The 10,120-nt window shown below is 70.0% G+C and carries 11 protein-coding genes; 3 read left to right on the top strand and 8 right to left on the bottom strand.

Annotation, left to right across the window (positions count from 1 at the left end; all coding sequences use genetic code 11):
- Positions 1-40: 40 nt before the first annotated feature.
- The 8 genes from C5E05_RS19625 to C5E05_RS19590 all read right to left on the bottom strand — a co-directional run bounded on the left by C5E05_RS19625 (position 41) and on the right by C5E05_RS19590 (position 6,102).
- A complete protein-coding gene (locus C5E05_RS19625) occupies positions 41-643 on the bottom strand; it encodes a 2'-5' RNA ligase family protein (protein WP_104342905.1) in 603 nt (200 codons plus the stop codon).
- Between the two features lie 17 nt (positions 644-660).
- Positions 661-1,554 carry a dihydrodipicolinate synthase family protein gene (locus C5E05_RS19620; protein ID WP_258063565.1) on the bottom strand — a complete coding sequence of 298 codons (894 nt, stop codon included), beginning with the start codon at positions 1,552-1,554 and terminating at the stop codon, positions 661-663.
- Positions 1,547-2,266, bottom strand: a complete 720-nt coding sequence (locus C5E05_RS19615) for an NUDIX domain-containing protein (protein ID WP_104244959.1) — start codon at positions 2,264-2,266, stop codon at positions 1,547-1,549. Before C5E05_RS19615 ends, C5E05_RS19620 begins: the two co-directional genes overlap by 8 nt.
- Positions 2,267-2,321: 55 nt before the next feature.
- Positions 2,322-2,966 carry an HAD-IA family hydrolase gene (locus tag C5E05_RS19610; RefSeq protein WP_104342904.1) on the bottom strand — a complete coding sequence of 215 codons (645 nt, stop codon included), beginning with the start codon at positions 2,964-2,966 and terminating at the stop codon, positions 2,322-2,324.
- Positions 2,967-3,069: 103 nt separating this feature from the next.
- On the bottom strand, positions 3,070-4,530 hold the full coding sequence (locus tag C5E05_RS19605) for a PTS ascorbate transporter subunit IIC (RefSeq protein ID WP_104244955.1): 1,461 nt from the start codon (positions 4,528-4,530) through the stop codon (positions 3,070-3,072).
- A gap of 73 nt (positions 4,531-4,603) precedes the next feature.
- Entirely contained in the window at positions 4,604-4,894 is a 291-nt protein-coding gene (locus C5E05_RS19600) for a PTS sugar transporter subunit IIB (protein WP_104244953.1), read from the bottom strand.
- A complete protein-coding gene (locus C5E05_RS19595) occupies positions 4,891-5,340 on the bottom strand; it encodes a PTS sugar transporter subunit IIA (RefSeq protein WP_104342903.1) in 450 nt (149 codons plus the stop codon). The genes C5E05_RS19600 and C5E05_RS19595 overlap by 4 nt, the downstream gene beginning before the upstream one ends.
- 6 nt (positions 5,341-5,346) lie before the next feature.
- Positions 5,347-6,102: a GntR family transcriptional regulator gene (locus tag C5E05_RS19590; protein WP_160070625.1), complete on the bottom strand. Its 756-nt coding sequence runs from the start codon at positions 6,100-6,102 to the stop codon at positions 5,347-5,349.
- A gap of 153 nt (positions 6,103-6,255) precedes the next feature.
- Here C5E05_RS19590 and tkt point away from each other — a divergent pair, with 153 nt between their 5' ends.
- The 3 genes from tkt to C5E05_RS19575 all read left to right on the top strand — a co-directional run bounded on the left by tkt (position 6,256) and on the right by C5E05_RS19575 (position 10,005).
- Positions 6,256-8,322: a transketolase gene (tkt, locus tag C5E05_RS19585; protein WP_104342902.1), complete on the top strand. Its 2,067-nt coding sequence runs from the start codon at positions 6,256-6,258 to the stop codon at positions 8,320-8,322.
- A 165-nt stretch (positions 8,323-8,487) separates the two neighbouring features.
- Positions 8,488-9,069: a nitroreductase family protein gene (locus C5E05_RS19580; protein WP_104301009.1), complete on the top strand. Its 582-nt coding sequence runs from the start codon at positions 8,488-8,490 to the stop codon at positions 9,067-9,069.
- Positions 9,070-9,225: 156 nt separating this feature from the next.
- Positions 9,226-10,005 carry an isocitrate lyase/phosphoenolpyruvate mutase family protein gene (locus C5E05_RS19575; RefSeq protein WP_104305663.1) on the top strand — a complete coding sequence of 260 codons (780 nt, stop codon included), beginning with the start codon at positions 9,226-9,228 and terminating at the stop codon, positions 10,003-10,005.
- Positions 10,006-10,120: the final 115 nt, after the last annotated feature.

Below are 10,120 nucleotides of genomic sequence, written 5' to 3'. Positions count from 1 at the left end.
GTGCGGAGCGGAGAGAGGGGGCAAGGGCGGGGCGCGGGGGTCAGGAGCCGCCCAGCAGCTGGACGGTGGCGACGCGCGCATCCCAGAGCCGAAGCTCGGTGGCGAGTGCGGGCAGCGGCGCCAGCTCGAGCGCGGACACCACCCGCTCCAGGTCGGCGAGCCTCAGGCGCCGGGCGAGCGTGACGTGCGGCGTCCAGGCCCCGGGCACCGTGTGCGGCAGGTCGACTGCGATCTCCGCGTCGCCCGCACGCGCGTGCAGCTCGGCGTGGAACTCGAGCAGGCCAGCGGATGGCACGACGCTTCGGGCCAGGACGGCGCGCGCTCCGGACGTGAACAGCTGCGGCCCGCCGAGCGTGAGGGCGATCGGCAGCCTGGCTACTGCATCCCGGACGGCATCGACGTCGAGCAACGGCGGCCCGCCAGGATCACCCTGACCAGAGGCCGCCTCGGTACCCTCCCCCTCGCCCCGCACCTCATCTGGCGAGGCACTGCGAACGAGCAACGACAGGTGCGGACGGTTGCTCGCCCCGGTGTGCGCGCCCATGCTGGACACGCCCAGCTCCTGCAGCAGCCGCCACTCCTCCCGGATCTGCGTCTCCGTAGCGGTGTCGAACAGCAGCTCGAGGCTGACGATGTCACTCACGGCTCATGCTGCCCACCTCAGAGAGCGCGGAGTGCGCCGGCGACGGCTCGTTGCCCCGCGGCGTCGAGCTCGTGGACTGGCCGCGGGAGGTTCACGGTCGGCACGAGACCGAGCTGGGCGGCGATCGCGGATGCGACCCGGTAGCTGCCGTGCGCGCGGAACAGCTCCCACAGCGGGTCGAGCCGCGCGGAGAGGCTCATCGCGAGTTCCGCTTCCCCGCCGAGGGCGGCTCGCGTGATGGCGAGGCAGGGCTCGGGCAGCACTCCCGCGAGCACCGAGTACCAGACGTCGCAGCCGCCGAGCAGCCCGGCGGCCGCGTACGGGTCTCCGCTGATGCCCACGGAGATGGGCGAGCCGACCTCGTCGCGGAGGGCGGTGACGCGGGCGCTCACCTGGGCGACGTCGAGGGACGCCGGCGGGATCTTGATGGATCGCACGAGGTCGAGGCCGGCGATGCGCGCGTGCAGGGCGTCGCTCACGACGATCCCGGTGGTGGTCGGGTTGTCGTAGACGATGATCGGGATGCCCGAGGTGGCGGCCACGTCCTCGTACAGCCCGTACACCTCGTCTTCGGTGAGGGGCTGGTAGGAGACGGGGGCGAGCAGGACCGCCGAGGCCCCCGCGTCCTCCGCGGAACGCAGGTTCTCGAGCACGTCGCGGGTGCGGAGGGCGCCGATGCCGACGATGACGGGCACGGCGCCAGCGTGCTGGACGGTGAGCTTCGCGACGGCTGCCCGTTCGGCGAGGTCGAGGTAGGCGTAGCTGCCGGTCGAGCCGAGGGCGCTGATGGAGTCGACGCCGGCCGACTGGAGCCGTTCGACGAGCGCCGCATAGCTGCCTGCATCGATGCCCGTCGATGTGACGGGTGTGAGGGGGAAGGCGCTGACGCCCTCGAACAGCGAATCAGACATGGGCTCCCCCTTGGGCGTCGGCGTTCGCGGCGGGCCAAGGCAGGTTCAGGGCGGCCCAGTGCAGGAGGAGCACGGTCTTGGCGTCCTGGATCTCACCGCTGGCGACCATGCGAAGCGCCTCATCGAAGTCGAGCGCGACGGATTCGATCTCCTCGCCCTCCTCCTCGACGCCGCCGCCACCGGTGACCGGGGCGCCCGCCGACCAGGGAGCCGCGAAGAAGTGGATGCTCTCGGTCACGGAACCCGGGCTCATGAACAGCTCGAAGACGGGCGTCACCTCGCCGACGACGACGCCGAGCTCCTCCTCGGCTTCGCGGCGGATGGCGTCTTCCGGCGAGTCGCCGTCGAGGAGGCCGGCCGCGGTCTCGAGCAGCATGCCGTCGGGGTGCCCGTTGACGTAGACGGGGTAGCGGAACTGGCGGCCGAGCAGCACTTTCCGGCTCTCGAGGTCGTAGAGGAGGATCGTGGCGCCGTTGCCGCGGTCGTAGGTCTCGCGCTGCTGCGTCGCCCACTCGCCGTCGCGTCCGCGGTACCGGAACGTGGTGCGCCGCAGCACGTGCCACCCGTCGGAGGTGACCTCGACGTTCTCGATCTCGACGTTCGGGTTGCGGGTCAGCTCGCGACCGGCCTGGTCGAGCCCGGTGCGGCCACGGCTGTCGGGCACGTCGACGCCGAGGTGACCGTGGGAGAGTGCGTGCTCGTGAGACGACATGGCCTAACGATGCTTCATGCGCCCAGCGAGAGCAAGACGGGCGGCGTGGGAACTTCTAGAGCGCGTCGACGATCGTCAGGCGCCCGCCCTCGTAGCTCAACGCGCGGAGGTCGAGAACGTGCGCGTCGACGATGGCACCTTCGAGGTGGTCGCCGACGCCGATGATGAACCCGACTCCCGCGGCTCGAGCCGCTTCCACGCCCGCTGGGGCATCCTCGAGCGCGACGCAGTCGGCCGGGTCGAGCCCGAGCAGCTCGGCTCCTCGCCGGTAGGGTTCGGCGTCCGGCTTGCCCTTCGTGACGCTCTCGGCGGTCACGAGCGCGGCCGGGACGCGGTGGCCGGCTGCGAGCAGTCTCGCCTCCGCGAGGGGTCGGGTACCGGAGGTGACGACGGCGAAGCTGGCGTCGGGGATGCTCGTCGTGAGGTCGATGGAGCCAGGGATGGCGAGCGTCGCATCCGCTCCCGCGATCTCCGCGGCCTCGAGGGCGGCGAAGGCCCCGGCGAAGGAGTCCGGCGACACCAGCTGCGCAACGGTGTCCGCGGCGCGCACGCCGTGCTCGACCTGCGTGCGGAAGTCGTAGCCGGGCGCGTGGGTCTCAGACCACGCGTCCCAGGCGACCGCGGCGGCTTCGAGCGAGTCTACGAGGACGCCGTCGCAGTCGAACAGGAACCCGGCGACGGGGTGGACGGTGGAGGTCATCTGTGCCCTTTCGAGAGCTGGAGGAAGCGTGGTGCGGGGCCGGCGGCGACGCGAGCAGGGCGGGAGCGTGTGCTCCCGCCCTGCTCGCGTGCGTTGCGCTGCCTTAGCGGCGGGAGCCTGAACCCGTCGAGGTGGACGCTCCGGCCGAGGCCGTGGTCGAACCGAGCTGCGCCGACTCGTCGATGTCTGCGACCTCGGCGCGCAGCTTCGCGCGGTCGCGGCGACCGAGCACGAGGGTGAGCGTGTAGAGGATGGCGAGTGCGACGAAGAGACCCACGACGATGGCGATCTGGCCGCCGGCGATGGAGAGGCCGCCGAGCAGCAGACCGAAGACCCCGTAGTCGGCGTCCGAGAACGTCGAGTTCGCGAGGCCGACCTCGCCGAGCACCGGCAGCAGGAGCAGCGGCAGGAATGAGATCGCGATACCGTTCGCGAAAGCGCCGAGCACTGCGCCACGGCGTCCGCCAGCAGCGTTGCCGATGACACCGGATGCCGCGCCGGTCATGAAGTGCGCGACGACGCCCGGGACGATGATCGTCGTTCCCATGCCGACCATGGCGAGCATCGCGACGATGCCGCCGACGAAGCTCGAGAGGAAGCCGATGAGCACGGCGTTCGGTGCGAAGGTGAAGACGATCGGCACGTCGAGCGCCGGCTTCGCGTTCTTGACGAGCTTCTCGGAGATGCCCTTGAAGGCGGGGACGATCTCGGCCAGCACGACGCGGACACCGGCGAGGATGATGAACACGCCCGCCGAGAACGTCGCGGCCTGCAGGAGCAGGAAGACGATGAAGTTCTGGCCATCGGACAGCTCGGTCTCGATGTAGTCGGCTCCCGCGAAGAGGCCGACGATGACGTAGATGATCGCCATCGAGATGGCGACGATGACCGTGGTGTCGCGGAGGAAGCCGAGGCCCTTCGGGAAGTTCAGGTCCTCCGTGGACTTGGAGGTTCCCTTGCCGCGGGTCGCGAGGGCCACGAGGCCGCTCAGCGCGATGCCGGTGCCTCCCGTGTGGCCGAGGGCGACGTCATCGGTGCCGGTGACCTTGCGCATGAACGGCTGCACGAGCGCCGGCGAGACGACCATGTAGATGCCCTGGGCGATCGAGCCCCAGAGGATGACGGCCCACGGCTCGAATCCGGCCGCGCCGAAGATGACGGCGAACATCGCCGCGATGTAGAACGCCACGTGCCCCGAGAGGTAGACGTACTTGAAGCGTGTCGTCGCGGCCAGGAAGATGTTGACGACCATGCCGAAGAAGAAGATGAGCGCGGCCGCGGCACCGTAGTCGAGCAGCACCTGCGCGACGATGGCCTCGTTGTTGGGCACGACGCCCTGCACGTCGAAGGCGGCCTGGAACATCACGCCGAACGGGTCGAGGGACCCGACGACGACGCCGGCGCCGGCCGCGAGCACGAGGAAGCCGACGAGCGTGCGGACCGTGCCCTTCAGCACGTCGCTGAAGCCCTTGCCCTGGACCGCGAGCCCGATCAGGGCGATGAGCGCGACGATGACGGCCGGCTGGGTGAAGATGTCCAAGAAGACATCGAGTACTGCATCCATCGGATGCTGTCCTTTCGATGGAGCCGAAGACGCGGGAGAGCGCTCCGGAAGTTGGGGAGAAGGAGGGGACCGGCTACGCGGTCGCGATGCCGTTGCGGCTGAGCGCCTCGCCGACCTTGGCGCGCAGCTCGTTCAGGTCGATGATGCTGTCGAGGGCGACGACGTCGCCGAGGTCCTGGGCTGCTTCCGCGATGTCGCGTCCGACGAAGATGGTGTCGGCGTCACCGCGGCTCACGGAGCCGAGGTCGGCGTGGTCGACGGTCACGTCGGTGACGCCGAGCTCCTTGAGGACCTTCTCGATGTTGAGGTGGACCATGAAGCTGCTGCCGAGGCCCGAGCTGCAGACTGCGAGGAATTTCGTCATTGATGTTCTCCTGCGTTCAGGACCGCCATGACTTCGGCGGTCGTTGTCGCAGCGAGCAGGGAGTTGCGGGCTGCGTCGTCGGTGAGGAGCTCTCCGAGCTTGGCCATGGTGGCGAGGTGACTCGATGAGTCGGTCGCCGCGAGGCAGAAGAAGAGCGTTATGGGATGCGCGGGTTCGTCGTTGAGCAGCACGGCGGGGCGAACCCAGAGGGCCGAGAGGCCCGTGTCGAGTACGCCGTGCTCGGGGCGCGAGTGCGCCAGGGCGATGCCGTAGCCGAGGTCGATGTAGGTGCCGCCTGCCGCGATGGACGCGAGCATCGCATCCACGTACTGCCGTGTGATCGCGGCTGATTCGAGGAGGGGTTCGCTGACGAGTTCGATCGCGTCGCGCCACCCTTCGACGTGGTCGGCGAAGCGGATGTTCTCGGGGGTCAGATGGTCGATCATGTTCGGTCAGTCCTCCTGTGAAGGTGCGCCGCTCGAGCGCAGGCTCAGTGAGATCTCGCTGTTCTCCGGCGTATGCCAGGCCGTGCCTTCTGCAACGGCCCTGCCGTCGGCGTCGAACACGGTCGATGAGATCCCGAGGAGCCGCATCCCGACGGGGATGTCGAGGTTGAGGGCGATCTCGGGAGTCGCCTCCTCGACGGTGACGACGAGGTCGTTGCGGTGCAGGGTCACGCCGTAGCGCTCGTTCAGGTACGCGTAGAGGGACGCCTCGGAGAAGTCGGCGGTCTGCGCGTCGGGGAAGCGCTCGTAGGGCAGGTACGTGACGACGTACTGGTGCAGCTGGTCGTTCACGTAGCGCAGGCGGACGAGTTCGACGACGGTTGCGGCGAAGTCGATGCCGAGGAGCTTCGCGATGCTCTCGGATGCCGGCGCGAGGCCCTGCCGGAGCACACGCGTCTTGACGGTGTGACCTGCCGAGGTCTGCTGACGGTGGAAGCCGGTGACCTCGTCGGCGAATCGCTCGGGGTAGTGGACGCCGGCCTGCGGTTCGGAGACGAAGGTCCCTCGTCCGTGCTCTCGCGTGAGCCTGCCATCCTGGACGAGCCCGTCGACGGCGTGCCGGAGCGTGATGCGGCTCACCTCGAACTCGGCGCACAGTGTCGGCTCGGCCGGGAGCCGTTCGCCGATCTCCATCGTCGATACCCGCTCGAGCAGGCTCTTGCGCACCGCCAGGTACTTGCTGGTGCCGGCGTTTGCCTCCATGATCGCCTCCTCGCGCTCATCCGTGCCAACTGCATTCGTTATGTCGTCATGATGACACGAAGCTCGACCGAGCGCAACGCCGAACAGCGACCCCTGATTTTCCGGGCATCTCATGGCTTGCTTCCCAAGTCATTATGACGACATAATCACTCCATGACACTCATCACGGAGCCCTCCCCCGACGCGACCCTCGACAACGACCTCGACGCCGACGTCGTCATCGCCGCGCGACTGCTCTCGCTCGACGCCGTCGAGCAGGCGAAATCCGGCCACCCGGGCGCCGCGATCGCGCTCGCACCGCTTGCGACGCTGCTCTTCCAGAAGCACATCCGCCACGACCCGCGTGACCCCGAGTGGGTCGGGCGCGACCGCTTCGTCCTCTCCTGCGGACACGCCAGCATCCTCCTCTACACGCAGCTGCACCTGACCGGCTACGACGTCACGCTCGACGACATCCGCGCGTTCCGCACCCTCGACTCCCGCACCCCGGGACACCCCGAATACGGGCACACGGCAGGCGTCGAGACGACCACGGGACCGCTCGGCCAGGGCCTCGGCACGGCCGTCGGCATGGCCATGGGGTTCGCGCACGAGCGCGCGCTCTTCGACGCCGATGCGGACGCTGGCGAGTCGATCTTCGACCGCCGCGTCTGGGTGCTGGCCTCCGACGGCGACCTGCAGGAGGGCATCTCCTACGAAGCCGGCGCACTCGCCGGCCGCCTCGGCCTCGACAACCTCACCGTGGTCTACGACGACAACGACATCCAGATCGAGGGCGACACCCGCCTGACGAGCAGCGAACGAACCGCCGATCGCTTCCGCGCCCAGGGGTGGCACGTCGACGAGGTCGAGCTCCGGGCCGACGGCGAGGTCGACACCGCCGCAGTGGATGCGCGCCTCAGCACCCCCGGCCCCGCCGGGAAGCCGCGCCTCGTGATCGTGAAGTCGCAGATCGCGTTCCCCTCCCCCGGTGCCGTCGGCACCGCTGCCTCGCACGGCGCACCGCTGGGTGCCGTCGAGGCATCCGCTCTCCGGGAGGTGCTCGGCGTCACGACGGGGCCGTTCGAGATCGCCGACGATGTCCTGCGCACCGCGAGGAAGGCCGTCGATCGCGGCGCCGAGCTGCACGCACGCTGGGATGACGACGCCGCAGCGTGGCGGGCAGGCAGGCCGGAGCTCGCCGCCGCGCACGCAGCCTTCGCCTCCCGCGACCTGCCCACCGAGCTGGACAGCCTCCTGCCCTCGTTCGAGGTCGGCACGAGCGTGTCCACTCGAGACGCGTCCGGAGCCGCCATCCAGGCCCTCGCCGCGGCGACTCCTTCGCTCTGGGGCGGCTCGGCGGACCTCGCGGAACCGAACCGCACGGCCATCCACGACGGTGGCTCGTTCCTTCCGGCGTCCACCGAGCTCGGCTCCTACGCCGGCCGCAACATCCACTGGGGAGTCAGGGAGCACGCGATGGCCGCCGCCATGAACGGCATCGCCCTCTCCGGCGGCTGGCGCGTCTTCGCCGGCACGTTCCTCGTCTTCAGCGACTACCAGCGCCCCTCCATCCGCCTGGCCTCGCTCATGGGGGTGCCGGTGACCTACGTGTGGTCCCACGACTCGGTCGCACTCGGCCAGGACGGGCCGACGCACCAGCCCATCGAGCACCTCGCGAGCCTGCGCGCCATTCCCGGCTTCACGGTCGTGCGTCCCGCGGACGCGAACGAGACCGTGGCCGCCTGGAGCGCCATCGTTCGCAGCGAACGGCCGAGCGGGCTCGTGCTCGGTCGCCAGGGGGTGCCGGTCCTCGACCTGCCGGCCGACGCGGTCCGCGCGGGTGTGCCCCGCGGCGGGTACGTCGTCTCGGATGTCGAGTCGCCCGCAGCAATCGTCATCGCGACGGGCAGCGAGGTGGCACTCGCGCTCGAGTCCGCGGAGCGTCTCGCCGCCGAGGGCGTGCTCGTCCGGGTCGTCTCCATGCCGAGCCGCGAGTGGTTCGCGGCCCAGGACACCGACTACCGCGAGGCCGTCATCCCGAGCGAGCTCACGGCCCGCGTGATCGTCGAGGCTGCGACCTCGTTCGGCTGGCACGACCTCGCCGGCGTGCACGGCGAGATCGTCGGCATCGACGAGTTCGGCCTCTCGGCGCCCGCTGACCAGGCGCTTGCAGCCCGAGGCATGACCACCGAGCGAGTCGTCGAGGCGGTGCGGGCGACGATCAGCCGCTCTGCGTGAGGCTCCCCGCGTTGCACCGACGAGCCTCGTCGGTGCAACGCGGCGTCATGTAACCCGGCGGTCCCAGGTCACAGGAATAGCTTGCAGGTACAAGCGGTTGTTGACCTTCGGGTGGCAACGACCACGCCCCACAGACCCCGCGCATCGCGCATCGAACGGAGACCCATGACCGAGCAGCTGACCGTCCGCAACGAGACCTCCGTCCCCATCCTCGATGCCCTCTCCGACCGCTGGAGCCCCCGCGGCTTCGACGCGAACCACGCCATCGCGGACGAGGACCTCACGGCCATCTTCGAGGCGGGACGCTGGGCTCCGTCGGCGAGCAACACGCAGCCCACGACGCTCGTCGCCGGAGTCCGCGGCACGGCGACGTTCGACAAGATCTACGGCACGCTCATGGAGTTCAACCTCGCCTGGGCCGACCGGGCATCCGTGCTCATCGCGGTCACCGTCGAGCACGAACGCGACGGCAAGCCCCTGCGCTGGGCCGAATACGACGCGGGCCAGGTCGCCGCACACCTCTCGATCGAGGCGCAGTCGCGCGGCCTCCACACGCACCAGCTGGGTGGCATCCACGTGGATGCCCTCGCCGAGGCCCTCGAGCTGCCTGCGGGCCGCACCCCGATCACGGTCATCGCCGTCGGCCAGCACGACGACTCCGACGCCGTGAGCGAGGAGATCCGTGCCCGCGACAGCTCGCCCCGCTCGCGCCGCGAGCTCAGCGACTTCGCCCAGATCGAGCGCTGAGCGCGGCGGATCGCAGCGGGCGCCGCCGCATCCCGGCTCGCCCCAGCCGCGTGGCGTATACACGTTGACGGCGGAAGTCCCCACCGCCGGTTCCGGGCACCGAGCCCCGACACCGCAGGACCCAACTTCATGACAGCAGGAGCAGAGGACAGCACGATGACACATGTCAGCACCGCCGACCGCGCCAACCGTTTGGCTGAACTTCACCAGGCCCCGGAGATCCTCCGAGTCGTGAACGTGTGGGACGCGATCAGCGCCCAGACGGTCGCGGCACTCCCGGAGACGCAGGCCATCGCGACCGCGGGCCACTCGATCGCGGCGTCGTACGGCTACCCGGACGGCGGCATGTCGCTCGACGTCGCCCTCGCAGGCGCGAAGGTCATCGTGGATGCGGTGGACCTGCCCGTCACGGCAGACCTCGACGACGGCTACGACGACCCGGCAGAGACCATCCGTCGCGCGATCGGCCTCGGCATCGTCGGGGCGAACGTCGAGGACCGCCTGCGGCCGTTCGACGAGTCCGTCGCCCGCGTCGCCGCGATCATCCGCGCCGCTGAAGCCGAGGGCGTCAACTTCCAGCTCAACGCCCGCACCGACGCCATCGCGCGCGGCGGCGAGCGCCCCATCTCGGAGAGCATCGACGACGCCATCGCTCGCGGTCGCGCGTTCCTCGACGCGGGTGCGTCCCTCGTCTTCGTCCCCGGCGCGGTCACGCGCGAGACGGTGGAGCCGCTCGTCGAGGGCCTCGGCGCCGGCAAGCTGTCCGTCATCGGCCTCCCCGGCGCGCTCACCGCCGCCGAGTTCCAGGAGCTGGGCGTCGCCCGCGTCTCCTACGGACCGCTCACGCAGCGGGTCGCCCTGCGCGCGCTGCGCGACCTCGCCATCGACCTGTACGGCAACGGGGTCATCCCGACCGACACCCCGGCACTCAACTAGCGCGAGCATCCACGCCCCCAAAGCGGGGCGAACCGCAAAGCGGACTTATGGTCGTCAACCCTCACGGTTGACGACCACAAGTCCGCTTTCGGCGTCTGGGGGCGGGGGCCGGGGG

Source organism: Pseudoclavibacter sp. AY1H1 (genome assembly GCF_002931055.1).
Taxonomy (GTDB): domain Bacteria; phylum Actinomycetota; class Actinomycetes; order Actinomycetales; family Microbacteriaceae; genus Pseudoclavibacter.
Note: the sequence above shows the minus strand (reverse complement) of the source record. Positions and strands in the feature narration are given on the sequence as shown.

What these genes read in the sequence shown, in the direction of transcription:
- C5E05_RS19580 (WP_104301009.1), top strand. Translation starts at nt 8,488, where the DNA reads ATGACCGAGCAGCTGACCGTCCGCAACGAGACCTCCGTCCCCATCCTC.
- C5E05_RS19610 (WP_104342904.1), bottom strand. Translation starts at nt 2,966, where the DNA reads ATGACCTCCACCGTCCACCCCGTCGCCGGGTTCCTGTTCGACTGCGAC.
- C5E05_RS19605 (WP_104244955.1), bottom strand. Translation starts at nt 4,530, where the DNA reads ATGGATGCAGTACTCGATGTCTTCTTGGACATCTTCACCCAGCCGGCC.
- C5E05_RS19595 (WP_104342903.1), bottom strand. Translation starts at nt 5,340, where the DNA reads ATGATCGACCATCTGACCCCCGAGAACATCCGCTTCGCCGACCACGTC.
- tkt (WP_104342902.1), top strand. Translation starts at nt 6,256, where the DNA reads ATGACACTCATCACGGAGCCCTCCCCCGACGCGACCCTCGACAACGAC.
- C5E05_RS19620 (WP_258063565.1), bottom strand. Translation starts at nt 1,554, where the DNA reads ATGTCTGATTCGCTGTTCGAGGGCGTCAGCGCCTTCCCCCTCACACCC.
- C5E05_RS19615 (WP_104244959.1), bottom strand. Translation starts at nt 2,266, where the DNA reads ATGTCGTCTCACGAGCACGCACTCTCCCACGGTCACCTCGGCGTCGAC.
- C5E05_RS19590 (WP_160070625.1), bottom strand. Translation starts at nt 6,102, where the DNA reads ATGGAGGCAAACGCCGGCACCAGCAAGTACCTGGCGGTGCGCAAGAGC.
- C5E05_RS19600 (WP_104244953.1), bottom strand. Translation starts at nt 4,894, where the DNA reads ATGACGAAATTCCTCGCAGTCTGCAGCTCGGGCCTCGGCAGCAGCTTC.
- C5E05_RS19575 (WP_104305663.1), top strand. Translation starts at nt 9,226, where the DNA reads ATGACACATGTCAGCACCGCCGACCGCGCCAACCGTTTGGCTGAACTT.